This is a genomic window from Comamonas serinivorans (assembly GCF_002158865.1).
GTDB lineage: Bacteria > Pseudomonadota > Gammaproteobacteria > Burkholderiales > Burkholderiaceae_C > Comamonas_E > Comamonas_E serinivorans.
The window spans coordinates 1,745,852-1,769,441 of record NZ_CP021455.1 but is presented as its reverse complement, the minus strand read 5'-3'; the positions used below and the strand labels follow the sequence as shown (position 1 = coordinate 1,769,441).

The following is a 23,590-nucleotide window of genomic DNA, read 5'->3' as shown; positions in this document are numbered from 1 at the left end:
GTCTGTAGCGGCTCCAAAAGGCGGGCTCTGTATCGCCCGCCGCGGGCCCGCGGTGGCACACTGCCGGCTTCCCCGGCCAGCCGTGCCGGTGCGCACGCCTGCCGCCTGCGGCCAGGCCCGCGCCAACGGGATCGCCTCACCATGGATGCACCGCTTTACCTTCAGCTGGCCCAGCGCCTGTCGCAGCACATCGCCCAGGGCACCTTCGCGCCCGGCGAGCAGTTCCCCTCGGTGCGCCAGCTCATGAAAACCCACCAGATCAGCATGAGCACCGCCGTGCAGGTCTGCCACACGCTGGAGGACTGGGGCCTGCTGCAGGCCAGGCCGCGCTCGGGCTACTACGTCGATGCCGCGCCGCGTGCCGGGCTGTCGCGCGCCTCCGAAGCCCTGCCCACGCGGCGCCTGACCCAGCCGGACAGCTTCACCGGCCTGCACGCCACCATCGCGCGCTGGCTCGACCTGCTGGAGGCCACGCCGCCACGCATCAACTTCATGACCGGCGTGGGGGCGCCCGAGCTTTACCCCACGGCCGCCCTGCAACGCCTGGCCGCCAGCGCCCTGCGCCAGCACCCCGAGGTGATGACGCAGATGACGCGCCGCTACGGTCACCCCGATTTCCTGGCCGTGCTGGCCAAGCGCGCCGCCACGCGGGGGATGCAGTTGCGCGCCGACCAGATCACGGTCACCAACGGCGCCATCGAGGCCTTGACGCTGGCCTTGCGCGCGCTGTGCCAGCCCGGCGACACCGTGGCCGTGGAATCACCGACCTTCTACGGCGCGCTGCAGGCGCTCGAGGCCCTGGGGCTGCGCCCGCTCGAGCTGCCCACCAGCCCCAGCACCGGCCTCTCGGTCGAGGCCCTGGCCATGGCGCTGGACGACCCGCGCACGCCGATCCGCGCCCTGCTGTGCATGCCCACGCTGCACAACCCGCTGGGCTGCACCATGCCCGACGCCCACAAGCGCGCGGTGCTGCAGCTGTGCGGCGAGCACGGCGTGCCCATCATCGAAGACGACATCTACGCCGACATGGGCGCCGCGGCCAGCCACTGCCAGCCCATCAAGGCCATGGACGAGACCGGCCTGGTGATCCACTGCAGCTCGCTGAACAAAAGCCTGGCGCCGGGCATGCGGATCGGCTGGATGTCGGCCGGGCGCTGGCAGGCGCGCGTCGAGATGCTCAAGTACAGCCAGAGCCGCTTTCCCGAAGAGCTGGGCCAGATCGTGCTGGCCCGCTTTCTGGCCAGCAAGAGCCACGACCGCTACCTGCGCCGCCTGCAGCAGGACCTGCGCGAGCGGCGCCAGGCCCTGGCCGACGAGGTGGCGCGCTGCTTTGGCGACCAGGTCAAGCTCACGCCCCCCGATGGCGGCCTGTTCCTGTGGCTGGAGCTGCCGGCCGGCGTCAGCGCCATGCAGCTGGGGCACGACGCGCTGGCGCGCGGCATCCACATCGCGCCGGGGCCGCTGTTCTCGGGCCAGCCGCGCATGGACCGCTTCGTGCGCCTGAGCGCCGGCATGGCCTCGCGCGCCGACATCACCGACGGCATGCGCAGCCTCAGCGAGCTGATGGCGCAGCAACTGCAACCCCCGGGCGGCGGCGCCATGCACTGACGCCGCCAGCGGCCCTGGCCCCATGGCTGCCGCGCCAGCCTGGGGCTGCGCCAGCCACCGCGGGTCACCAGGCACACCCAGGGCCTTGGCGCGGTGGCTGACACCGTCTCGGGCCAGGGCGTGCCTGGCTCAAGGCGTCATGAAGTGACTCACTCGCCGAAAACGCAGTATGGCTCAGTTGCCGATCAACCTTGAACGGCAACCGGCCCATACCCCTTTTGAATCTTGCATGGGGCGGAAGTTGCGCGCCCCCGCCCACGGTCTCGGCGCCGAATGCCTGGCGGGCAGCAACCGTGACCGGGCGGGCACGGCCCCGGCGCCGACGGCACGCCCAGCGCGTTCAGCGGCCTGGCCCGGCAGTCGCCCGCAGCCGCAGCCCCGCTGCGGGCGACATCGGTGTGTCAGCGCTCGGCCGGTCGATGCCCCTTGCCCGAGGGCAAAGCGCTTGCGGATGCGCTTGCAGATGCGCCTGCGGATGCGCTTGCAGACTCGCGGATTGGCTGCTGGCCCGCCGATTGGCGAACCCGACGGACATGGCTTCGCCGCTGCCGGGTGCATGATGCGCGGCCGAAAGGGACTTCTCATGGCCACTTCGTTCAACCCCGCCGAACGGCGCCTGCTCTGGCTGGTCGCCATCGGCTTTTTCATGCAGACGCTGGACTCCACCATCGTCAACACCGCGCTGCCCAGCATCGCCAACAGCTTCCAGGAAAGCCCGCTGCACATGCAGATGGCCGTGGTGGCCTACGGCCTGGCCGTGGCCGCGGTCATCCCGGCCTCGGGCTGGCTGGCCGACCGCTTTGGCACGCGGCGCATCTTCATGACGGCGGCCGTGCTGTTTTCCCTCGGCTCGGCCGCCTGCGCCGCGGCGCACACCCTCAACCAGCTGGTGGCCGCGCGCGTGCTGCAGGGCCTGGGCGGCGCGCTGCTGCTGCCCGTGGGCCGGCTCGCGGTGCTGCGCTCGTTCGAGCGCGACAAGTTCCTGGACGCCATGGCCTTCGTCGCCATCCCTGGCCTCATGGGCCAGCTCATCGGCCCCACGCTGGGGGGCTGGCTGGTCGAGATCCTGACCTGGCACTGGATCTTCCTCATCAACGTGCCCGTGGGGGTGCTGGGCGTCCTCGCCGCGCGCGTGTGGATGCCGGACCTGCGCCAGGCCAACCTCGGCGGCTTCGACCTGTCCGGCTTCGTCATGCTCACCGTGGCCATGGTCACGCTGTCGCTCTCGGTCGACGGCCTGGGCGGGCTGGGCATGCGCCACGCCACGGTGCTGGTGCTGCTGCTCGTCGGGCTGGCCATGCTGGCGGCCTACTGGCTGCACGCGCTCAAGGTGCCCAAGCCGCTGTTCTCGCCCGTGCTGTTCCGCATCCAGAGCTTTCGCGTGGGCATCCTCGGCAACCTGTTCGCCCGCATCGGCTCGGGCGCCATGCCCTTCCTCATCCCCATGCTGATGCAGCTGCACATGGGCTACACGCCAGCCCAGGCCGGCATGCTGATGCTGCCCGTGGCCCTGGCCAGCATGGGCACCAAGCGCGTCGCCATCCGCATCATCCGGCGCTATGGCTACCGCAACGTGCTGGCCATCAACACCGTGCTGCTGGGCGTGCAGATCGCGGGGTTCGCGCTCATGTCGCCCGACCAGCCGCTGTGGCTGCGCATCGTGCAGATGGCGGTGTTCGGCGCCTTCAACTCCATGCAGTTCACCTGCATGAACACGGTCACGCTCAAGGACATGGACGCCGCCAACGCCAGCAGCGGCAACTCCATGCTGTCCATGGTGCAGATGCTGTCCATGAGCCTGGGCGTGACCGTGGCCGCCGCGCTGGTCGCCACCTTCACGGCCTGGTTCACCCCGGCCACGGCCGAGCACGCGCTCATGGCCTTCCGTGCCGCCTTCGTCAGCATCGGCATCGTCACCGCCTGCTCGGCCTGGATCTTCTGGCAACTGCGCCCCGACACCGTGGCCGAGGGCGAGCTGCACCGGGACTCGCCGGCGGGTTGACCCCAGAGGCCGGCGTGGCTGCGGCCGCGGCGCGCACACGTTGCAGACAGGCGGCCCATCCCGCGCGCGCGTCGGCCACACGCCGCATCCTCAAGCCCGATGAATGCATCCGGCAGCTGGCCCCCTTCGCGGACCTGGCGGCTGCGCCCCTGGCGCGGCTTCGGCCAGCACGCGCCCACCGCCTGCTCCAGGCTCGCGCGTGCAGTCCTGCCCTGTCCCGACGACACGGCTGCACGCCGCAGACGGGCCGCGTTTGTCCAGGTTGGCTGGGGTCGCCGAACCGGCTCGGGGGTGAACGCCTCGGCAGGACACCGACCCGCGCCCCGCTGGGGCCGGGCCGATGACGGGTCGCGTGCTGGAAGTGCGACCCCGAACCGATGGGGCCGCGTGGTCACTGGCACCCAATCGAATCGATGACCAGAGTATGCATGCACACCCGATCATGCAGGATCGTCAACTGCCGCATACTGTGTCAATCTACTGCACATATCCTCTGCACCGGTGTCCGCTCAGGCGCCGGGCCGGCCCGCGGCCAGCGGGGTGACTGGCGCCAAGCGCGCCAGCAAATTGCCCCATCGGGCCAGGAACGATCCCGCCCGCCGCGTGAGGCACGCCTGCAAAGCCCGCGGCACGCGGGCGGCTCGCGCCTCCACCGCCAAGGCGCTCACAGACCCTGCTCGACCATCACCAGCAGGCGCTGACCCAGGGCCTGCAGGTGCTCGGGCGGCACATGGCGCAGCGGGCCGTCGATCATCAGCATGGCCATGCCGTGCACGGCCGACCAGGCCAGGAATTCGGCCATGGGGCGGCGCGCGTCGGGCAGCACGCCGGCGGCCTGCATCGCATCCAGCGCGTAGGTCAGCAACTCGTAGGGGTTGAGGCCCATGGCCGCGGTGCGGGCGGGGTCGGTCGGCACGGCGACGTCGTGGGCGCCGGAGGCGAACGCGGTGCGAAACCACCCCGTTTCGCGGCGCGCAAAGCCCAAGTAGCCGCGCCCCACCGCGGCCAGCAAGGCGCGTGACCGCACCACGGGATCGGCGATGGCCTTGGCCTCGGTCATCTCGGCCTCGATGGCCTGGGCCAGCGCGCCCAGGGCGGCCGCGCGCACGGCGTCGAACAAGGCCTGGTGGTTGGCAAAGTGGCGGTAGGCGGCGTTGGGCGCCACGCCGGCCCGGCGCGTGGCCTCGCGCAGCACCACGGCCGCCGGCCCACCCTCGCGCGCCAGGGCCAGCCCCGCCTGCACCAGGGCCTGGCGCAGGTCGCCATGGTGGTAGCGGTCCCGATCCCGGTCTCGGATCTGCCCGGCATCGGCGGCTGCTGCCTGGCGCTTGCGGCGGGCAGCTGGGGCGGTGGCAGATGATTTTGCAGTATCAATCTGCTGTCGTTTTTGATTCATCGAAAAATGGGTGATACCCCCATCAACATTGGATGGACACCGTGCCGTCATGGGCGTCTGGCACACAGGCTTACATCCCATACACGAAAGCATGTGGACAGCGTCCATTTTAACCTGCAGAATGCGTGTGAACAGCGTCCACATGAAGACGCATGACCCCATGACTTCAGGAGACATCCCATGGCTCAACTGCACCGCATCGCCCCCTGTCTGTGGTTCGATTCCCAGGCCGAGGAAGCCGCGCGCTTTTACGCCGGCATTTTTCCCAACTCGGCCATCGGCCTCATCACGCGCTACAGCGAGGTCGGCTTCGAGCACCACGGCCGGCCTGCCGGCTCGGTGCTGACGGTGTCGTTCACGCTGGATGGCCAGGAGATGGTGGCCTTGAATGGCGGCCCCGTGTTCCAGTTCAACCCCGCCGTGTCGCTGATGGTCAACTGCGACACCCAGGCCGAGATCGACCACTACTGGGCGCGCCTGGGCGAAGGCGGCGACCCCAACGCCCAGCAGTGCGGCTGGCTGGCCGACCGCTACGGCGTGTCCTGGCAGATCGCGCCGCGCATGTGGGCCGAGCTCTACACCTCGCCCAACCAGGCTGGCGCCAAGCGCGCCATGCAGGCGATGTTCGGCATGAAGAAGCTGGACATCGCCCGCCTGCAGGCCGCTTTCGACGGCCAGGCCTGAGCGGCGCGGCCATGGTCGTCACCGCGCCATTCCCCACCCGCCTGGCCCGCCAGGCACTGCACGAGCTTGCACCATGCCCACCGCCACCCCGTTTTTGATGTTCCAGGGCCAGGCCCAGGCCGCCATCGACCTGTACGTGGCCACGCTGCCCGACAGCGCTGGAACGCCACCCCGGCGCGGGCACGGGCGACGGCTCCATCAAGCTGGCCCGCGTGGCGCTGTGCGGCACCTCCTTCCTGTTCAGCGACAGCCCGCCCGTGCATGCCTTCGGCTTCACGCCATCCAGCTCGATCTTCATCGACTGCGAATCGGCCGACGAGCAGCTGCGCGTGTTCACCGCCTTGGCCGATGGCGGCCAGGTGCGCATGCCGTTGGCCGACTACGGCTTCAGCCAGCGCTTTGGCTGGACCGACGACCGCTTCGGCGTGTCCTGGCAGATCAACCTGCCCTGACGCGCTTTTTTCACCCCCAGGAGACCCTCATGCAATTCGTGCCCTACCTCAATTTCGACGGCCAGTGCGCCGAGGCCATGGCCTTCTACGCCCGGCTCTTTGGCGGACAGCTCGTGCACCAGATGACGTTCGCCGACATGCCGCCCGGCGAGGGCATGCCCCCGCTGCCCGAGTCGGCCAAAAACCGCCTCATGCACGCCCACCTGCAGGTTGGTGCCCAGGCCATCATGGCGTCGGACACCCTGCCCGCCATGCCCGGCCAATCGGCCGAGGCCTGCGGCGGCGGCGGCTACGTCAAGCCGCAAGGCCTGTGGGTGTCGATCGGCGTGGACTCGGCCGCCGAAGGCCAGCGCGTGTTCGATGGCCTGGCCGAGGGCGGCCAGGTCACCATGCCCTACGCGGCCACCTTCTGGTCGCCCGGGTTCGGCATGGTGACCGATCGCTTCGGCACCCCCTGGATGGTGAACGTGGCCACCGAGCCGCCCCAAGGCTGACGCAGCCCCGCTGCATGCTTCATGCCGCGCGTTGCCGCTTCACCACATCTTTTTCCAGTATGGGCCAGATGCCGATGACCTGAAAACGACTTCACCCGCATACCCATGGAAACATCGACCAACACCTACACCGGCAGCTGCCATTGCGGCCAGATCACCTTCACGTTCGAGGCCGAGATCACCCAGGCGCTGTCGTGCAACTGCTCCCTCTGCCGCCGGCGCGGCTCGCTGTTGAGCTTTGTGCCGCGCGGGGCGCTCACGCTGCGCACGCCCGCGTCCGACGCGGCGGCGCCCGACGCAGCGGCGCGCGACGCAGCGGCGCCCGACGCGGTCTACCGCTTTCACACGCACCAGATCGCCCACCACTTCTGCCCCACCTGCGGCATCCACACCCACGGCGAGGGCACGGCCCCCAACGGCACGGCCATGGCCGCCATCAACCTGCGCTGCGTGGACCAGATCGACCTGGACACCCTGCCCCTTCACCGCTTCGACGGCCGCGCACTGTGAAGGACCACCATGCCTGACCACCCCGACCACACCTTCCAGGCCACGCGCCACATTGCCGCCCCGCCGGCCCAGGTGTTTGCGGCGCTGACCGATCCCGCGCGGCTGGCGCGCTGGTGGGGCCCGAACGGCTTCACCAACGAGGTCAGTCTGTGCGAGATGCGGCCGGGCGGGCGCTGGGTGTTCGTCATGCACGGACCGGATGGCCGCGCCTACCCGAACGAAAACGTGTTCGAAACCCTGACGCCCCCACAAGCCGATCACCCCGATCAACCCGCGCAGTTCGTCGTGCGTCATGTGGGCGCGCCGCTGTTTCGCCTGCACCTCACCCTGCATGCCGACGGCGCCGGCACGCGGGTCGAATGGGCGCAGGTGTTCGACAGCGCCGAGGTGGCCGCGCAGCTGGCGGCCCTGGTGGTGCCCGCCAACGCGCAAAACCTGAACCGCCTGAGCGCCGAAGTGCTGGGCGCTGCCCCGCCATGAGCCCGTCCCGTCCCCATGCACGCCCGCCGCCCGAGTGCACCCGCCTCACCCGCACGGGGAACCGCGCCGTGCACCGCGCCGCGAACCGCCTCGACGCCGATGACCGCTTCCCGCCCCCACACCCGGCAAGGCCCACCTCGCCCTTCACCCCTGTCCCTCAACCGGAGCCCCGCATGACCTCGCCCACCGACCACCCTCAAGACCTGGTGCTGACGCGCCTGATCGACGCGCCCGCCGCCACGCTCTACCGCTGCTGGACCGACACCGCGTTGCTCCAGCAATGGTTCGTGCCCCGGCCCTGGACCATCGCCCGGGCCGAGATCGACCTGCGGCCCGGCGGCGGCAGCCTCATCGTCATGCGCGATCCCGACGGCCAGGAGTACCCCAATGCCGGCGTCTACCTCGAGGTCGTGCCCGAGCGCAAACTGGTGTTCACCGACGCCTACACCGCCGGCTGGGTGCCCACCGACAAGCCCTTCATGACCGCCATCGTCACCTTCGAGGCCGTGGGCGACGGCGGACGGCAGACCCGCTACACCGCCATCGCGCGCCACTGGACGGAAGCCGCGCGCCAGCAGCACGAAGCCATGGGTTTTCATTCCGGCTGGGGCACCTGTGCCGACCAGCTGGCCGAGCTGGCCGCCACGTTGTGAGCGCCGGCTTTCCTTCACCCCCGCAGGAGAACGTCATGCCCTATGTCGATGGATTTGTGGTGCCCGTGCCGCGCGCCAACGTCGAGGCCTACCGCCAGGTGGCCGAAACCGCCGGCGCCGTCTGGATGGAACACGGCGCCCTGCAGTACTGGGAATGCGTGGGCGACGACGTGCCGCCGGGCAAGGTCACGTCCTTCCCGCTGGCCGTTCAGCTCAAGGACGACGAAGTCGCCTGCTTCTCGTGGATCGTCTACGCCTCTCGCGCCGAGCGCGACCGCATCAACGCGGCCGTCATGGCCGACCCGCGCATCGCCGGCATGGGGCCGGACACCATGCCGTTTGACGGCAAACGCATGATCTTCGGCGGCTTCTCGCCCATCGTGCAACTGGGTGCCAGCGGCGGCTGAACGCGACCTCGGCGGGTGCGTTGGCCTGCGCGCATCGCGCAGCAACGCACAGATGGGTATAGGCTGATTCTCGTTGCCCAATCATCGGCAATCGGCCCATACCCACCCTCAGTCAAACGCGATACAGCAGCGCCGCGGCACGCGTCTCGATGGCTTGCTGCTGCCCCACCGGCCCCAGCTTCTCGGCCGTCTTGGCCTTGACGTTGACCTGATCAGGCTGCAGGCCGGTCAACTCGGCCACGCGCGTGCGCATGGCCTCGATGTGCGGCATCAGCTTGGGCGCCTGCGCCACGATGGTCGAATCGATGTTGCCGATGGCCCAGCCCAGGGCCTGCACGCGCTGCACCACCTCGGTCAGCAGCACGCCCGAATCGGCCCCCAGAAAGCGCGCGTCGGTGTCGGGGAAGTGGCGGCCGATGTCGCCCAGGCCGGCCGCGCCCAGCAGCGCGTCGATGATGGCGTGCAGCAGCGCGTCGGCGTCGGAATGGCCCAGCAAGCCGCTGTGGTGCGGGATGGTGACGCCGCCCAGCACCAGGGGGCGACCGGGCACCAGCGCGTGCACGTCCCAGCCCTCGCCCACGCGGAACGGCACCGGGTGCTGGCGGGCGGGTGCGCCCGTGGGCACGGTCGAGGGGCGGGCTGTGGTCATGGCAACAAACGCAGGAAGAACACGGGCCGCCATTGTGCCAAGGGGACCGCGGGGCACGGCGCGCCCTGTCCGACCGCCGCCGATGCGCGGGGGCCGGGCCGCGCCAGGCCGGGTTCACAGGTGCAGGTCGGGGCCCCGCTCCACGAACGTAGACGACACCATGCAGCTCCGGGTGCCGTCCACGCCTTCGATGTCCTGGACCTTGCCGAGCCACTCCTCCAGACGGAAGTGGCCGAGACGCGGCCCCTGCGCTGGCAACGGGTTGATGCGGGCATGGCGCGCGGCCCGGCCATGCCCCGAATCCGCGGGCGCCGCCGCCGCAGCTGCGGGCTGCGGGCCGTGGCGGCCCCCACCGCACGGCCTTCGACGCGGGCACGCCAAGGTGGCCGAAAAAATTTCAATCGGGGCTTGAATTGCTGCCACAGACCCTTATGATTAGCACTCGATTGAGGTGAGTGCTAGCAATTTCATGCGGGCGTCACACCTCGTCCATCCAATCCCCGCCAGGCGGCCCTTTCGGGCCGTCGATTTGATTCCATCAGGAGTACTTTTCATGAATTTGCGTCCTCTGGCCGATCGCGTGATCGTCAAGCGTCTGGAAAACGAAACCAAGACCGCCTCCGGCATCGTCATCCCCGACAGCGCCGCTGAAAAGCCCGATCAAGGCGAAGTGGTGGCCGTGGGTGCCGGCAAGCGCAACGACAAGGGTGAGCTGCTGGCCCTGACCGTGAAGGTCGGCGACCGCGTGCTGTTCGGCAAGTACAGCGGCCAGAGCGTCAAGGTCGACGGCGAAGAGCTGCTGGTGATGAAGGAAGACGACCTGTTCGCAGTCGTCGAGAAGTAAGCACCGCTTCACAAGCACATTCAGAGGCAGTATGGCCTGATCACTGTTCAATGAACAACGGCCATAGCCCCATACTGCATCACATCTCATTCAAGGAATTCTCAAAATGGCAGCAAAAGACGTTGTTTTCGGCGGCGAAGCCCGTGCACGCATGGTTGAAGGCGTGAACATCCTGGCCAACGCGGTCAAGGTGACTCTGGGCCCCAAGGGCCGCAACGTGGTGCTGGAGCGCTCGTTCGGCGCCCCCACGGTGACCAAGGACGGTGTGTCCGTCGCCAAGGAAATCGAGCTCAAGGACAAGCTGCAGAACATGGGCGCCCAGCTCGTGAAGGAAGTGGCTTCCAAGACCAACGACATCGCCGGTGACGGCACCACGACCGCCACCGTGCTGGCTCAAGCCATCGTGCGCGAAGGCTCGAAGTACGTGGCCGCCGGCCTGAACCCCATGGACCTCAAGCGCGGCATCGACAAGGCTGTGGTGGCCCTGGTGGAAGAGCTGAAGAAGCAATCGAAGGCCACGACCACCTCCAAGGAAATCGCCCAGGTGGGTTCGATTTCGGCCAACTCCGACGAATCGGTGGGCAAGATCATTGCCGACGCGATGGACAAGGTCGGAAAGGAAGGCGTGATCACCGTGGAAGACGGCAAGTCGCTGGACAACGAGCTGGATGTCGTGGAAGGCATGCAGTTCGACCGCGGCTACCTGTCGCCCTACTTCATCAACAACCCCGAAAAGCAAGTCGCCCTGCTGGACGACCCCTATGTGCTGCTGTTCGACAAGAAGATCAGCAACATCCGTGACCTGCTGCCCACGCTGGAAGCCGTGGCCAAGGCCGGCCGTCCGCTGCTGATCATTGCCGAAGAAGTCGAAGGCGAAGCCCTGGCGACCCTGGTGGTGAACACCATCCGCGGCATTCTGAAGGTCGTGGCTGTCAAGGCCCCTGGCTTCGGCGACCGCCGCAAGGCCATGCTGGAAGACATCGCCATCCTGACCGGTGGCAAGGTCATCGCCGAAGAAGTCGGCCTGTCGCTGGAAAAGGTGACGCTGGCTGACCTGGGCCAGGCCAAGCGCATCGAAGTGGGCAAGGAAAACACCACCATCATCGACGGCGCCGGCGCTGCTGCCGACATCGAAGCCCGCGTGAAGCAAATCCGCGCGCAAATCGAAGAAGCCACCAGCGACTACGACCGCGAAAAGCTGCAAGAGCGCGTGGCCAAGCTGGCCGGCGGCGTGGCCGTGATCAAGGTCGGCGCTGCCACCGAAGTCGAAATGAAGGAAAAGAAGGCCCGCGTGGAAGACGCCCTGCACGCCACGCGCGCTGCGGTGGAAGAAGGCATCGTGGCCGGCGGTGGCGTGGCCCTGCTGCGCGCCAAGCAAGCCGTGGGCGAGCTCAAGGGTGACAACGCCGAGCAAGACGCCGGCATCAAGCTGGTGCTGAAGGCTGTGGAAGCCCCGCTGCGCGAAATCGTGGCCAACGCCGGTGGCGAGCCCTCGGTGGTCGTGAACGAAGTGCTGAACGGCAAGGGCACCTATGGCTTTAACGCCGCCAACGACAGCTACGGCGACATGCTGGAGCTGGGCATCCTGGACCCGACGAAGGTGACCCGCACGGCCCTGCAGAACGCCGCTTCGGTGGCCTCGCTGCTGCTGACGACCGAAGCCATGGTGGCCGACGCCCCCAAGGATGAAGCCGCAGGCGGTGGCATGCCCGACATGGGCGGCATGGGCGGCATGGGCGGCATGGGCATGTAAGCCCGGCCTGGTCGGCCTCGGTCGATCACCCCACTCCCTCGCAAAAAGCACGGCTTGGCCGTGCTTTTTGCTTGTGAGGGCCGACATCGTGTCACGGTCACACCTCAAAACCTTGGCGAGCGTCTGGATACAGGTCAAAATCCATAGCATTAAGGCTTACCGACGTTCAAGGACGACACGATGCGGAAAACACTCTTGGGTCTCTCGGCTGCGCTTGCCATGGCGGCCCCCAGCCTCTCCATGGCCGCATTTGTATCGGGGCCGGTTGTCTACAACTTCAACTTCATTTACTCGGGGACATCCACCGGGCTCACCTATGACGCCGATGGCGCGCCTTACAGCGATCTGCCTGTGCTGCTGATCTGCATCGATCACGAGACAGATCCGCCCTTTACCTACGATATCCCCGCCGCTCAATTCGACACGGAGGCTGGCGCCCGCGCCATCAAGGGCGGGTCGGGTGCGGCCGGCGAGGCCGCCATCTACTGGCTGATGGACCAGTACTACGAGAGCTACTACAAGAATGGCAGCGGCGAGCAGCGACGCGCCCTTCAACACGCCTTGTGGGAACTGGGCAACGACTACGACGGCACCGCAGCCAGCATTGACCCCTCGGCAGGTAAAGCGCGCCCGGCCTTGGAGGACGTCACAGAGTATGTCCTCATCCCGGGCACCACCCAGGCCGCCTTCGTCACCGCCTACACCACCCTGTACGACGCCATGCGCGCCACCCTGCCCACGCTGCGCACAACGTACCGCTCGGGCACCTACACAATGGACCTGTTCAGCAACAGAGATCCCGAATACCAGCACATGGTGGCCCTGATCGAGCGCACGCCGGCGAACACCCCGCCGCTGGCCGATCCGTCCATCACGGGCACGCCGCAGATCGGCAAGACCGTGACCGGCAGCTACGAGTACGCCGACAACCACGCCGACCCGGAAAACCCCAGCGGCACGACCTACCGCTTCGTCACCAGCCCCAACCCCGACATCACCAGTTCCAGCCAGGGCACCGTGGTGGACAGCGGCTCGACCGGTGGCGACGACCAAACGGTCTCTTACACCGTGCAGCCCACGGACGTGAACCAGTACCTGTATTACTGCGTGACGCCCGACGCCCAGACCGGCCCCACACCAGGCCTCGAGGTGTGCACAGCGGCGGCTGGCCCCGTTGCCAGCCTGCCGCCCAAGGCCGTTCCCAGCCTGAATCAATGGTCGCTCATGGCCTTGATGTCGCTCCTTGCGGCAATGGGCCTGACCCGCATTCGCCGCCCGCGCAAGGCCTGAATGCAACACGACCTGGGCGAGCCGTCGCCAAGGCCGTGACCCCGCCGCTGCGCCCACCCGCTTGACGGTAAGCCTGACCAGGGAACGTGTTCACCACGTTCCCTTTTTTGTTGCCCCCACGCTGGCCTGCGCGTGCACTCGCACCTCTGTCCTGGCCGGCCTCGGCGCCGCCACCTCGCTGAGCAGGTGACGGCCGCCACCATGACCAGCGCTTCACGGCGTTCGCCTTCCATCTCGCGCGAGTCGATGACCAGCCAATCGAGGCGGAACCGCGCCAACGAGCAGGCGACGGGCCTGCAGACCCTTGCATGGCAACGGAGACCGCGGCCGCCGTCTGCAAGCGCAGAGGGGTCTGCGGGTTCATGCCCGTGATGGCTGGCCGTCGACCCGCGGACCGCCCCCGGTGGACGCTCATTGAGCGGCCTGTCCCGTTCCTCTGCCCAAGCGTTCCTCAGCAGGTCGTGCTGCAGCGCCTCCAGGGCGTTAACGCTGGCACCATCCCATGCTGGATCACACCGCACGGCCTCTGGTGGCTGCGGGTCGTGTGCCAACCTGCTCGGCTGCAGCCAGCCCCGTGCCCGCGTTTGACCCACGGGTTTGCTGGGCATCACGGCAGGGGCGCGCCAAGACGTGGTCCATGTCGAAGGCCAGCCCTTGGTCTGGCCCGACCGCGCTCCCTGCAACAGACCGCCGCGCCCGCCATCGCGGCCTGTGGCGCACCACGCGGCGCGCTGACCGCCTCCAGTACCGGCATCTTCCTACCTGCCGGCACCGCGTCAGCCGCTAAGGTCGGGGTGAATTGGGCGGCCGCCCAGTGTGGTTCAACGCAGAGGAGGTCCTCATGAGCTTCGTGTATTTCATCCTGGTGGGCTTGATCGCTGGCTGGCTGGCTGGCGTGCTAGTCAAGGGTGGCGGCCTGGGACTGGTGGGCGACATCGTCGTCGGCATCATCGGCGCGCTGCTGGGCGGCTGGCTGTTCGGGGTGCTGGGCATCTCGGCTGGTGCCGGGCTGGTGGGCGCCATCATCACGGCCACGGTGGGCGCCATCGTGTTCATCCTCATCCTGCGCGTCATCAAGCGGGCCTAGGCTGAGGGGGTCGCCCCCTGAAGCCACAAAAAAGCGCGGCCTGGCCGCGCTTTTTTCATGGAGTATGAGTCCATCTTCGATGAAACATCAACGAGTAAGCATGGATACCCCTCAACACCACTTCACAGGCGCTGGGCACTGAAGGTGTCGCAGGCCTTGACCGAGCCACTCTGGATGCCCTGGGTGAACCAGCGCACGCGCTGGGCGCTGCTGCCGTGGGTGAAGCTGTCGGGCACCACGGTGCCGCTGGACTGGCGCTGCAGCGCGTCGTCGCCGATGCGCTGAGCGGCGTTCACGGCCGATTCGATGTCCCCGTTTTCGAGGATGTGGCGGGCCTGGTTGGCGTGGTTGGCCCAGACGCCGGCGAAGCAGTCGGCCTGAAGCTCCAGCCGCACGCTGAGGGCGTTCTGCTCGCGCTGGCTGACGCGGCCCCGCATGCCGTCGACCTTGCCGCTGATCCCCAGCAGGTTCTGCACGTGGTGGCCAACCTCGTGCGCGATGACGTAGGCCTGCGCGAATTCGCCGGGCGCGCCCAGCTCGCGGCTCAAGGTCTGGAAGAAGCTCATGTCCAGGTAGACCTTCTGGTCACCCGGGCAGTAAAACGGCCCCATGGCGGACTGGCCCGTGCCGCAGGCGGTGCCGACCGCACCCGAGAACAGCACCAGCTTGGGCGGCTGGTAGCGCCCGCCACCCTGGGCAAAGATGTTGCTCCACACGTCTTCGGTGTCGGCCAGCACGGTGGACACGAACTTGGCCTGGCGGTCGTTGGCCGGTGGTGCCGGGGCCGGCCCTTGCTGGGTCGTGGGTGCGCCGCCCCCACCCGACAACACGCCGATGGTGGTCAGGGGGTTGATGCCGAACACGCCCCAGCCGATCAGCGCCAGCACGATGGTGCCGATGCCGATGCTGCGGCCCCCGATGCCAAAGCCGCCGCCACCGCCCGAACCGCGGCGGTCTTCCACGTTGTCGGACTCGCGATTGCCTTCCCACTTCATGACCCACTCCTTGCATGGCCTGTCCACGCGAACGCGCGATTATCAAATCAAACCTGGACGAAGGATGTGCAATGCAGCACAGCGGGGCCGCCCAGACGCAACCCGATGTGACGCCCGCCACAGGCCCAGGCTCCGTTAGACACAAATACAATAAAAGACGACGTTTTTATTCAAGACCATGAACCTGCACCAGTTTCGCTTTGTGCAAGAGGCAGCCCGCCGCGGGCTGAACCTGACCGAGGCGGCCAAGGCCCTGCACACCTCGCAGCCCGGCGTGTCCAAAGCCATCATCGAGCTGGAGGAGGAGCTGGGCATCGAGATCTTCACGCGCCATGGCAAGCGCCTCAAGCGCATCACCGAGCCCGGCCAGCACGTGCTCAAGAGCATCGAGGTGATCATGCGCGAGATCGGCAACCTCAAGCGCATCGGCGAGCAGTACAGCGCCCAGGACACCGGCACCTTCTCCATCGCCACCACGCACACCCAGGCGCGTTACGTGCTGCCCGTGCCCGTGGTGCGGCTGCGCGAGCTCTACCCCAACGTGAACGTCAGCCTGCACCAGGGCTCGCCCGATCAGGTTGCGCGCATGGTGATCGACGAGGTGGCCGAGATCGGCGTCGCCACCGAATCGCTCAGCGCCTACCCCGAGCTGATCACCCTGCCCTGCTACGAGTGGCAGCACGTGCTGGTGGTGCCCGCGCATCACCCGCTGGCCACCAAGGAGCGCATCACGCTTGAAGACCTGGCGACCGAGCCCATCGTGACCTACCACCCCTCGTTCACGGGCCGCACCCGCATCGACCAGGCCTTTGCCCAGCGCAAGCTGACGCCGCGCATCGCGCTCGAGGCCATCGATTCGGACGTGATCAAAACCTACGTGCGCCTGGGGCTGGGCATCGGCATCGTGGCCGAAATGGCGGTGCGCGACGACGGCCCGCACAGCGACCTCGTCCATCGCCCCATGGGCCAGCTGTTCGGCCAGAATCTGGCCCGCATCGCGCTCAAGCGCGGTGCCTACCTGCGCACCTTCGTCTACCGCTTTGCCGAGCTGCTGTCGGATCGACTGGACCAGGACCTCATCCTCAAAGCCATGAACGGCAACAACCACGACTATGAGCTCTGACACCCTGACCGCCCCCACGGGCTCGGCAGCGGCGCCCGCCACGCCGCGCTTTCCGTCGCGCCTGCCCCAGGTGGGCACCACCATTTTCTCGGTCATGTCGGCCCTGGCGCAGCAGCATCAGGCTGTGAACCTGGGCCAGGGCTTCCCGGATTTCGATTGCGATCCCCAGCTGGTATCGGCCGTCACCGATGCCATGACCAGCGGCCACAACCAATACCCTCCCATGCCGGGCATGCCGGTGCTGCGGCAGGCCATCGCCGCCAAGATCGAGTCGCTGTATGGCCGGCGCTTTGACGAGGCCAGCGAGATCACCGTCACCGCGGGCGCGACCCAGGCCATCCTCACCGCCGTGCTGTGCTGTGCTGGCCCCGGCGACGAGGTCATCGTGCTGGAACCCTGCTACGACAGCTACGTGCCCAACATCGAGCTGACGGGCGCGCGCGTGGTGCGCGTGCCGCTCACCCCGGGCAGCTTCCGGCCCGATTTCGACCAGCTGGCCGCGGCGCTGAACAGCAAGACGCGCGCCCTCATCATCAACAGCCCGCACAACCCCAGCGGCACCATCTGGCAACCGGCCGACATGCAGCGCCTGGCCGAGCTGCTGGCCCCCACCAACGCCCTGCTCATCAGCGACGAGGTCTATGAGCACATGGTGTTTGCCCCCCACCGGCATGAGAGCGTGGCCCGCTACCCCGAACTGGCGGCGCGCGCCTTCATCGTCAGCAGCTTTGGCAAGACCTTCCACGTGACGGGCTGGAAGGTGGGCTACGTGGCCGCGCCGGCGGCGCTGACGGCCGAATTCCGCAAGGTGCACCAGTTCAACGTGTTCACCGTGAACACCCCCATGCAGGTGGGCCTGGCCCGGTACATGGCCGACCCCGCGCCCTACCTCAACCTGCCGGCCTTCTACCAGGCCAAGCGCGACCTGTTCCGCGCGGGCCTGGCGCGCACGCGCTTTCGCCTGACGCCCTGCGAAGGCACCTACTTCCAGTGCGTCAGCATCGCCGACCTGCAGGTGCCCGAACGCGACCTGTCCGAAGCCGACTTCTGCCAGTGGCTGACGCGCGAGCTGGGCGTGGCCGCCATCCCGCTGTCCGCCTTCTACGGCCAGGGCTTCGACCAGAAGATGATCCGTTTCTGCTTTGCCAAGCGCGACGACACCCTGCGCGACGCCCTGACGCGCCTGTCCACCCTCTGACCCGCCGTTTTGACCTGCCCCATGGTGGATGTACACCGGCCACGCGCTGCCCCTTCACTGCCCACGGACACCGTTCCTCACCCGCCCTCGCTCCGCCCGCTGACCTGGCTCGTCCTGATCCTGCTGGCCCTGGTCGCCTGCCGGGTGCTGCTGTCGCCGTCGCTGTCGTGGGACCAGAACGAACAGCTGGTCTGGTCGCAGGCGCTGGCGTGGGGCTATGGCCCGCAGCCGCCGCTCTACACCTGGCTGCAGTGGGGGGTGAACGCCGTGCTGGGGCCCACGGTGCTCTCGCTGGCCGTGGTCAAACACGTGCTCGTCGGCCTCACGGCCTGGTTCATGTTCCTGGCCGCACGCCAGATCATGGCCACGCGCACCGCCTGGCTGGCCGCCTTCGGGCTGGTCTGGCTGCCCGGCATTGGCTGGGAACTGCTGCGCGACCAGACCCACACCGTGATGCTCAACTGCGCGATCGCCGCCACCTGGTTCGTGCTGCTGCGCCAGCTGCGCGCGCCCAGCCCGGCGGGCTTTGGCTGGCTGGGCCTGGTGATGGCCTGGGGCGTGTTGTCCAAGTACAGCTACGTGCTGATGGCGGCCGCGGCCCTGCTGGCCGCGCTGAGCCTGCCGGCCGCCCGGCGCGCCCTGCTGTCGCGCGGCTGGTGGCTGACGCCCGTGATCGGCCTGGGGTTGGTCACGCCGCATGCCCTGTGGGCACTTGCGCATTGGCAGAGCGCCAGCGCCAGCACCCTGCGCAAGTTGCAGCCGCCCGACACGCTGTCGCGCCTGCAAGGCCTGCTGGCCGGGGGCGGCGACCTGCTGGTGTTCAGCCTGCTGGCCGCCCTGCCCTGGCTGCTGATGGCGCGCTGGGCCTTTGGCCGCGCCTGGCGGTGGCGTTCTGTAGCGCCAGCCGCGCCGGCCCCTGGCCAGCCCGCCGAGGTGCAGCGCCTGTTCACGCGCTACGTGGCGATCGTGCTGGCCGCGTTGCTGGCGATGGTGCTGGCCGGCACCTCGTCCTTCGACGGGCGCTGGCTGCAGCCCCTGTTCCTGATGCTGCCGCTGCTGGCGCTGGTGGCACGCCCCACGGTGGCCGCCGACCCGCGCGGCGCGCGGCGGTTCCTCGGCGCATCCGGCGCGCTGCTGGCCCTGCTGTGGGCCGTGGTCATGCTCAACCCCGTGGTGGACGCCTGGCGCGGCAAGGACGAGCGCATGAACTGGCCCGTGGCAGCCATCGGCCAGACGCTGCGCGATGCCGGCTTCGACGGCCACGGCCTGGTGATCGCCGGCCACCACACCACCGGCGGCATCGTGCGTTTGGCGTTCCCCCGGGCCCAGGTGGTGGTTTGCGACATCGACACACGCTGGACGCTGGACTGCGTGCGCGAGGCCGCGGCACGCGCCCATGCCCAGCACATGCCGCTGCTGCAGGTGCTGGCCGAAGAACCGGCGCCGGCCCCCTGGTGGCGCGCCGCCTGGCCCGGCGGCGCCCACCCCGCGCTGCAAACCCGCGTGCTGCCCTACCGCTGGACCGACCCGGCACGCCAGGGCCTGTGCGTGGAATTCATGCTCGCCGGGCCCGATGGGCGAGCGCCTTCAGCCCGTGCGAACGCTGCACATCCGCCCCAACAACAGGCAGTATGCATCGATCACCGTTGACCTCAAAACGGCAGCAGCACCATACCCCCAACCATCATTCAGCCGCCAGCGTTTGAATGGCCTGGTAGAACAGGTCTGAGCCGTCCTGGGGGTTGGCGGGGTCCAGCGCCAGGCGGTTCACGCCCGGGCCCACCGGTCCAAGCGCAGGCCCCTGCCCCGCGGCCTTGAGCCGGGCCGGCACCAGGCTCAGGTAAACGGGCGACACGAAGCGGGCACCCGCCTCGCGCTGGGCGCGCAAGGCCTTCAGCGGCGCGTCACGCACCTTCCATTGCTGGGGGTTGAACTCAGGGGCGGCAAAACCGGTGAGCCGCTGACGCCGGATCTGCCGCAGCACCAGCGCGTTGTGGGTCGCGCCGCCATAGAGGGTCATGCCGGCCTGCCAGGCCTGGCGCGCGGCCCACACGTCATCGACCGCCAACAGCTGCGCGTTCCAGGCGCTGTTGATGCGGTCGTTGACCTGGTGGCTGTAGAGCTCGCCGGGCGGCAGGCCGGCAGCCACCGCCTGGTCGTACAGGGCCTGCATGGCGGCCAGCACCTGGTGGTTGCGAAACAGGTCCCATTCGCGCGCCAGGGGGTTGTAGTGCACCACCAGGTCGCGGGCCGGCAGGTCCAGCTGGCTGTCCACGTCGGGCACGCGCGCATAGGTGGGCAGGCTGCGGTCAAAGCCCAGCGTGCGCAACAGGTGGCGCCACCAGCGCTGCCAGGCGTTGCCTGCTTTCACCTCCTGCAAGCGGCGCGCCGGCCTCGGTTCACGCTCGCGCAGGCTGTCGGTGCGGCCCGCCAGGGTGAAGCGGGTCTGGGCCAACTCGTAACTCAGCCCATCCACCTGGGCCACGACCTGGGCGAGGTATCTGCCTGGTGCCAACACGGACACATCGAGGTCGTAGCGATACCCCACGTTGGGGTTCAGCACCTCGTCGCGCGCGCGGTACACATCGAGGCGGTTGTAGCCCTGCGTCACCTCGCCCACGGGCTTGCCATTGAGGAACAACGTCAGCGAGTCGATGCGCCCCTGCGGGTCGTGCACCCAGCCGGCAATGGGCAGCTGCCCGGCGGCGTAAGCGCTGTAGTGCTCGGCCAGCGTCCTGGCGCTGCCGTCCTGCAGCTTGCCGCGCGGGGCATCGATGGCCTCGAAACCATCGAACGCCAGGCCCGTGGCCGCGTTGAGCCGGCGCACGGCGCCCCATTTGCGCTGCAGCCACTCGCGAAACGCCGCGATGGACGCCGGGCTGTAGTCGGTCACCTGCACGGGGTCAAACCGCCCGGCGCCCTGCTCGAAGTCCGGGAACAGCTGATGCAGCTCGCCGCCCAGGGTGTAGCCCACGATGCGCGCGCGCGCAGCCTCCGGCAAGGCCTGGAGGCGCGCCGCCACCTCGTGCAGGGCGCGAAACCGGTAGCGGTTGACGGGGATGTCCGGATCCGTCAGCAGGGTGTAGGCCAACGCCGGCACCCCGTCGCTGCGCTGCGGCACGCTGCCATCGGCCAGCTGCATGAGGTTGCGCGCATCCTGGCGCAGCGCCTCGGGCAGCGGACCCGTGGCGTCGACAGGGCTGCTGGCCAGGTGGACGACCACCGGCCGGTCGACCTGCTCGATCAGGGCCAGCAGCGGATTCAGCCGGGCGTCGTCGATGACCCAGTCATCGCCTTCGCGCCGATACAGGCCCAGCAAAGGCAGCGTCAAGGTGTAGCCCACCTGCACCGCGCCCTGCGCGCCGCCGGGCTCCAGCGCCTCCAGCGCCTGGCTCAGCGTGGCGGCCGCCGTGCCACCCAGCTGGTCACCCAGGCCGTCGCACACGCGGCGCACCTGGGCCATGGTGCGCAAGCGCGCGTCGCCCTGGGCCTGGTCGCAGATGTCCAGCCGGTCGAGGTGCGGCGTCAAGAAGAATCGAGCGATGTCGCCGGCCGGCTGCGCACCGCTGGCCTCCGACGCGGGCGGGCTGGCTGGCGACGAGGCGGGCGCCACCTGCGTCACCTGCGCGGCTGACGCAGCGGGGCTGGCAGCGGCCCGGCTCGCATCCGCCGGCGCCGCCCAGGCCTGGCCGCACGCCCACAGGCCGAGCACCAGGCCGGCCCACAGGCCATGGCAGGTCAGTGGGGCGCCCGTGCGCCTCATGGCGCGGCGCCGGGCACGTTGACCTGGGCGCGCATCACCTGCTGCACGGCGTCGAACAAGGCATCGCCCTGCATGACCGGGTTGTCGGGGTCGAAGCTGAACGCGTTGTGCATGCGCTGCGGCACGCTGCCTGCCGGGCGCGCTTCCATGAAGAAGGATAGGAAGCGCGCGCCCTGCTGCCGTTGCAAGGCCAGGATGGCGCCCATCTGCTCGCCGCTGACGGCCCGCATGGGATGGAATTCGGTCACGCCGTAGCGGTGTTGGCCCCAGTTGCCCAGCGCGCGGCCCAGCTCAAAGCCATAGCTGGTCTCGCCGTACAGGCTCACGCCCAGCCGCCAATCGGCACGGTGCTGCAGGCTGCGCTGCACGGCATAGCGGTTGGCATCCCAGCTGGGGTTGCCATAGGGGTAGAGCTGGTGCACGTACAGCGGCTTTTGCGCCAGGCAGGTCTGCCCCACCTGCTGGCGGGCATGCTGCAGGGTGCGCGCCACCTGCTCAGCCCGAAAGGCATGCCAGTACGGCACCAGCGGGTTGAAGTAGACGTCCATGTCCTCGCGCGGCCAGTCGAGGTAGGCGTGGATGCCTGCGGGCATGTCGCGCACCTCCACCGCGGCCTGCATGGGTTGCGGCTCGGGCGTTCGCTGGTGGCGGTCCATCACGTTCAGGTGGCGGGTGCCCAGCGGCGCCAGGTGGCCGTCGGGCAAGACCAGCAGCATGTCCAGCCGGTGGCGGCCTGCGGGCAGCTGGGCAAACGGCAGGTCGAACCGCCAGCCCACATCGGCCGTGCCCTGCTCGGGCCGCGCCTCGCCCACGTCCTGCCGGCTCAGGTCGGCCCGCACGCGCCCCACCTCCAGGCCATTCAACAGGATCGCCACCTGCGGCTTGCGCGCCTCCAGCAGGGTGGCTGGCTGGCGTGCGCCGGGCCCCTTTGGGTCGAGCCCCTCCTGGCCGGGCGTGCCCGGCCACAGGGCATCGGGCACGTGCACCCAGCCACTCACCGGCAGGCTGCCGTGCGCGTAGGCGTCGATGTGCTCGAAGTAATTCGCCAGCCGGTCGCTGCGGATGTCCAGCCGGGGCGGCGTCACCGCATCGAAGCCGGTGAAGGTGCTGCCCAGGCGGCGGTTCAGCTCGGCCACGCTGCCCAGCTGCCGGGCCAGATAGGCCCGGAACCCCTGCACCGACGCCGCGCTGTAGTCGCTGATGCGGTAGGCCGATTCAAAGCCCATGCCGGTCTCGAAGCGCGGAAACAGCTGGTGCACCTCGCCCAGCAGCGTGACGCCGCTGACCTGGGCCAGCGCCTGCGGCGACGCGCACAGCTGCCGGGCCACCTCGGCCACCACGCGGTCGCGCGCACGGGTGAGGCCGTTGTCGGTGCGTGCCACGCTCCAGGGGTAGATGGTGTAGTCCAGATACCGGTCCACGGGCAGCGGGCCGTCCTGGGTGTGGGCCAGGTTGTCGGGATCGCGCTGCAGCTCGGCCTCGATCGGAGCATTGACGCCAAAGTGCGTGCCGAACAGGTACAGGATGGCCGGCTTCTGCGCCTGCTCCAGCGTGTGGACGTAGCGCGCCACGCGGTCGACATTGACCTGCCACCGCCCCTGCGCATCGCGGTCCAGCATGCGCAGCAGCGGCAGGTTGAGGGTGTAGCCCAGCCGCGTGGTCTGCAGCAGGCTCGCATCGGTGGGTACCAGCGGCGCCAGCGTCTGGGTGACCAGCTCGGCCGCCGAGCCCTGCGCCCCTTCGCAGCTGACTGGGCGCGGCCGGAACGCCGCCGGCAAGCGGCCGGAGGCCGCATCCTGCAGCAGGCAGTCGTCGAGGTTGCCGATCATGGGCGCCACCAGCATCGGCGGCTGCGGATCGGCCTGTGTCGCGCCCCAGCCCAGGGCCAGCAGACCAGCCCAGGTCGCGGCCCCCAGCGTGGTGGCGGCCACTGCGGCACGAGAGGGGGTGGCGGAATCCGCAGGTCGGGAGCTGTCCGGCGCGTGGAGGAAGTCGTCGGAAGGGGCTTCGGGCGTGGTCATCGGGCAGGCAGGCCGGGCAGGCAGGCGACGGGGGAAAGCGCCTGGATGCCACCCTGTGACGGGGCTTCCGCCGGTGGCTCCAAATCAGCCGGGGATTGTGTCACAGGGCCGAATCGCCCCTGCCGAGCCGGCACCCGGTCGCCGCTCGACAAGGCCTGCGCGGCACCGGTGCGGGTCGAGC

At 68.9% G+C, this 23,590-nt stretch carries 21 protein-coding genes; 16 read left to right on the top strand and 5 right to left on the bottom strand.

Annotated elements, in window-relative coordinates:
• Window positions 1-141 precede the first annotated feature (141 nt).
• Window positions 142-1,608, top strand: coding sequence for an aminotransferase-like domain-containing protein (locus CCO03_RS07575; protein WP_087279354.1), 1,467 nt, complete (start codon window positions 142-144; stop codon window positions 1,606-1,608).
• A 583-nt stretch (window positions 1,609-2,191) separates the two neighbouring features.
• Window positions 2,192-3,610 (top strand): multidrug transporter subunit MdtD, encoded by a 1,419-nt coding sequence (gene mdtD / locus CCO03_RS07570; protein WP_087279351.1) that lies wholly within the window; start codon window positions 2,192-2,194, stop codon window positions 3,608-3,610.
• A 664-nt stretch (window positions 3,611-4,274) separates the two neighbouring features.
• On the opposite strand, the gene CCO03_RS07565 is transcribed toward mdtD, so the two are convergent.
• Window positions 4,275-5,006 (bottom strand): TetR/AcrR family transcriptional regulator, encoded by a 732-nt coding sequence (locus tag CCO03_RS07565; protein WP_087279347.1) that lies wholly within the window; start codon window positions 5,004-5,006, stop codon window positions 4,275-4,277.
• Between the two features lie 180 nt (window positions 5,007-5,186).
• Here CCO03_RS07565 and CCO03_RS07560 point away from each other — a divergent pair, with 180 nt between their 5' ends.
• The 7 genes from CCO03_RS07560 to CCO03_RS07530 all read left to right on the top strand — a co-directional run bounded on the left by CCO03_RS07560 (window position 5,187) and on the right by CCO03_RS07530 (window position 8,686).
• Complete coding sequence (locus tag CCO03_RS07560; RefSeq protein WP_087279344.1) at window positions 5,187-5,690, top strand: VOC family protein; 504 nt, start codon at window positions 5,187-5,189, stop codon at window positions 5,688-5,690.
• Window positions 5,691-5,902: 212 nt separating this feature from the next.
• Window positions 5,903-6,142, top strand: a complete 240-nt coding sequence (locus tag CCO03_RS07555) for a VOC family protein (protein WP_205690373.1) — start codon at window positions 5,903-5,905, stop codon at window positions 6,140-6,142.
• Window positions 6,143-6,171: 29 nt separating this feature from the next.
• Window positions 6,172-6,636, top strand: coding sequence for a VOC family protein (locus CCO03_RS07550; RefSeq protein WP_087279341.1), 465 nt, complete (start codon window positions 6,172-6,174; stop codon window positions 6,634-6,636).
• Window positions 6,637-6,741: 105 nt separating this feature from the next.
• Window positions 6,742-7,146: a GFA family protein gene (locus CCO03_RS07545; RefSeq protein WP_087279338.1), complete on the top strand. Its 405-nt coding sequence runs from the start codon at window positions 6,742-6,744 to the stop codon at window positions 7,144-7,146.
• A gap of 9 nt (window positions 7,147-7,155) precedes the next feature.
• A complete protein-coding gene (locus tag CCO03_RS07540) occupies window positions 7,156-7,626 on the top strand; it encodes an SRPBCC domain-containing protein (protein ID WP_087279335.1) in 471 nt (156 codons plus the stop codon).
• Window positions 7,627-7,799: 173 nt separating this feature from the next.
• A complete protein-coding gene (locus tag CCO03_RS07535; RefSeq protein ID WP_087279331.1) occupies window positions 7,800-8,279 on the top strand; it encodes an SRPBCC family protein in 480 nt (159 codons plus the stop codon).
• 35 nt (window positions 8,280-8,314) lie between these two features.
• Window positions 8,315-8,686, top strand: a complete 372-nt coding sequence (locus CCO03_RS07530) for a DUF1428 domain-containing protein (RefSeq protein ID WP_087279327.1) — start codon at window positions 8,315-8,317, stop codon at window positions 8,684-8,686.
• Between the two features lie 112 nt (window positions 8,687-8,798).
• Here the strand turns inward: CCO03_RS07530 and ispF are convergent, their stop codons facing one another.
• On the bottom strand, window positions 8,799-9,278 hold the full coding sequence (gene ispF / locus CCO03_RS07525) for a 2-C-methyl-D-erythritol 2,4-cyclodiphosphate synthase (RefSeq protein WP_087284377.1): 480 nt from the start codon (window positions 9,276-9,278) through the stop codon (window positions 8,799-8,801).
• 610 nt (window positions 9,279-9,888) lie between these two features.
• On the opposite strand from ispF, the gene groES reads away from it, so the two are divergent.
• The 4 genes from groES (at window position 9,889) to CCO03_RS07500 (ending at window position 14,309) form a co-directional block, all read left to right on the top strand.
• Window positions 9,889-10,179 carry a co-chaperone GroES gene (gene groES, locus CCO03_RS07515; protein ID WP_087279325.1) on the top strand — a complete coding sequence of 97 codons (291 nt, stop codon included), beginning with the start codon at window positions 9,889-9,891 and terminating at the stop codon, window positions 10,177-10,179.
• A gap of 106 nt (window positions 10,180-10,285) precedes the next feature.
• Entirely contained in the window at window positions 10,286-11,932 is a 1,647-nt protein-coding gene (groL, locus tag CCO03_RS07510; protein WP_087279322.1) for a chaperonin GroEL, read from the top strand.
• Between the two features lie 180 nt (window positions 11,933-12,112).
• Window positions 12,113-13,222, top strand: a complete 1,110-nt coding sequence (locus CCO03_RS07505) for an IPTL-CTERM sorting domain-containing protein (protein WP_087279319.1) — start codon at window positions 12,113-12,115, stop codon at window positions 13,220-13,222.
• An 841-nt stretch (window positions 13,223-14,063) separates the two neighbouring features.
• Window positions 14,064-14,309, top strand: a complete 246-nt coding sequence (locus CCO03_RS07500) for a GlsB/YeaQ/YmgE family stress response membrane protein (protein WP_087284373.1) — start codon at window positions 14,064-14,066, stop codon at window positions 14,307-14,309.
• A 122-nt stretch (window positions 14,310-14,431) separates the two neighbouring features.
• Here CCO03_RS07500 and ypfJ read toward each other — a convergent pair whose 3' ends face one another.
• The gene (gene ypfJ / locus CCO03_RS07495) at window positions 14,432-15,304 is read right to left on the bottom strand and encodes a KPN_02809 family neutral zinc metallopeptidase (RefSeq protein ID WP_087279316.1); all 873 of its coding nucleotides are present in this window, start codon (window positions 15,302-15,304) and stop codon (window positions 14,432-14,434) included.
• Window positions 15,305-15,482: 178 nt separating this feature from the next.
• On the opposite strand from ypfJ, the gene CCO03_RS07490 reads away from it, so the two are divergent.
• The 3 genes from CCO03_RS07490 to CCO03_RS07480 are packed head-to-tail and all read left to right on the top strand — an operon-like array spanning window position 15,483 to window position 19,275.
• Window positions 15,483-16,427, top strand: coding sequence for a CysB family HTH-type transcriptional regulator (locus CCO03_RS07490; protein ID WP_087279313.1), 945 nt, complete (start codon window positions 15,483-15,485; stop codon window positions 16,425-16,427).
• The gene (locus CCO03_RS07485) at window positions 16,417-17,625 is read left to right on the top strand and encodes a pyridoxal phosphate-dependent aminotransferase (protein WP_087279309.1); all 1,209 of its coding nucleotides are present in this window, start codon (window positions 16,417-16,419) and stop codon (window positions 17,623-17,625) included. The genes CCO03_RS07490 and CCO03_RS07485 overlap by 11 nt, the downstream gene beginning before the upstream one ends.
• A 21-nt stretch (window positions 17,626-17,646) precedes the next feature.
• Window positions 17,647-19,275, top strand: a complete 1,629-nt coding sequence (locus CCO03_RS07480; RefSeq protein WP_087279307.1) for a glycosyltransferase family 39 protein — start codon at window positions 17,647-17,649, stop codon at window positions 19,273-19,275.
• 34 nt (window positions 19,276-19,309) lie between these two features.
• Here the strand turns inward: CCO03_RS07480 and CCO03_RS07475 are convergent, their stop codons facing one another.
• Complete coding sequence (locus CCO03_RS07475; protein ID WP_087279305.1) at window positions 19,310-21,388, bottom strand: hypothetical protein; 2,079 nt, start codon at window positions 21,386-21,388, stop codon at window positions 19,310-19,312.
• Window positions 21,385-23,409 (bottom strand): hypothetical protein, encoded by a 2,025-nt coding sequence (locus CCO03_RS07470; RefSeq protein WP_157667554.1) that lies wholly within the window; start codon window positions 23,407-23,409, stop codon window positions 21,385-21,387. Before CCO03_RS07470 ends, CCO03_RS07475 begins: the two co-directional genes overlap by 4 nt.
• Between the last annotated feature and the right edge of the window lie 181 nt (window positions 23,410-23,590).

What these genes read in the sequence shown, in the direction of transcription:
- CCO03_RS07490 (WP_087279313.1), top strand. Translation starts at nt 15,483, where the DNA reads ATGAACCTGCACCAGTTTCGCTTTGTGCAAGAGGCAGCCCGCCGCGGG.
- CCO03_RS07575 (WP_087279354.1), top strand. Translation starts at nt 142, where the DNA reads ATGGATGCACCGCTTTACCTTCAGCTGGCCCAGCGCCTGTCGCAGCAC.
- ypfJ (WP_087279316.1), bottom strand. Translation starts at nt 15,304, where the DNA reads ATGAAGTGGGAAGGCAATCGCGAGTCCGACAACGTGGAAGACCGCCGC.
- CCO03_RS07540 (WP_087279335.1), top strand. Translation starts at nt 7,156, where the DNA reads ATGCCTGACCACCCCGACCACACCTTCCAGGCCACGCGCCACATTGCC.
- CCO03_RS07485 (WP_087279309.1), top strand. Translation starts at nt 16,417, where the DNA reads ATGAGCTCTGACACCCTGACCGCCCCCACGGGCTCGGCAGCGGCGCCC.
- CCO03_RS07545 (WP_087279338.1), top strand. Translation starts at nt 6,742, where the DNA reads ATGGAAACATCGACCAACACCTACACCGGCAGCTGCCATTGCGGCCAG.
- CCO03_RS07550 (WP_087279341.1), top strand. Translation starts at nt 6,172, where the DNA reads ATGCAATTCGTGCCCTACCTCAATTTCGACGGCCAGTGCGCCGAGGCC.
- CCO03_RS07480 (WP_087279307.1), top strand. Translation starts at nt 17,647, where the DNA reads ATGGTGGATGTACACCGGCCACGCGCTGCCCCTTCACTGCCCACGGAC.
- CCO03_RS07535 (WP_087279331.1), top strand. Translation starts at nt 7,800, where the DNA reads ATGACCTCGCCCACCGACCACCCTCAAGACCTGGTGCTGACGCGCCTG.
- CCO03_RS07530 (WP_087279327.1), top strand. Translation starts at nt 8,315, where the DNA reads ATGCCCTATGTCGATGGATTTGTGGTGCCCGTGCCGCGCGCCAACGTC.
- groES (WP_087279325.1), top strand. Translation starts at nt 9,889, where the DNA reads ATGAATTTGCGTCCTCTGGCCGATCGCGTGATCGTCAAGCGTCTGGAA.
- groL (WP_087279322.1), top strand. Translation starts at nt 10,286, where the DNA reads ATGGCAGCAAAAGACGTTGTTTTCGGCGGCGAAGCCCGTGCACGCATG.
- CCO03_RS07565 (WP_087279347.1), bottom strand. Translation starts at nt 5,006, where the DNA reads ATGAATCAAAAACGACAGCAGATTGATACTGCAAAATCATCTGCCACC.
- CCO03_RS07560 (WP_087279344.1), top strand. Translation starts at nt 5,187, where the DNA reads ATGGCTCAACTGCACCGCATCGCCCCCTGTCTGTGGTTCGATTCCCAG.
- CCO03_RS07475 (WP_087279305.1), bottom strand. Translation starts at nt 21,388, where the DNA reads ATGAGGCGCACGGGCGCCCCACTGACCTGCCATGGCCTGTGGGCCGGC.
- CCO03_RS07505 (WP_087279319.1), top strand. Translation starts at nt 12,113, where the DNA reads ATGCGGAAAACACTCTTGGGTCTCTCGGCTGCGCTTGCCATGGCGGCC.
- CCO03_RS07470 (WP_157667554.1), bottom strand. Translation starts at nt 23,409, where the DNA reads ATGACCACGCCCGAAGCCCCTTCCGACGACTTCCTCCACGCGCCGGAC.
- mdtD (WP_087279351.1), top strand. Translation starts at nt 2,192, where the DNA reads ATGGCCACTTCGTTCAACCCCGCCGAACGGCGCCTGCTCTGGCTGGTC.
- CCO03_RS07500 (WP_087284373.1), top strand. Translation starts at nt 14,064, where the DNA reads ATGAGCTTCGTGTATTTCATCCTGGTGGGCTTGATCGCTGGCTGGCTG.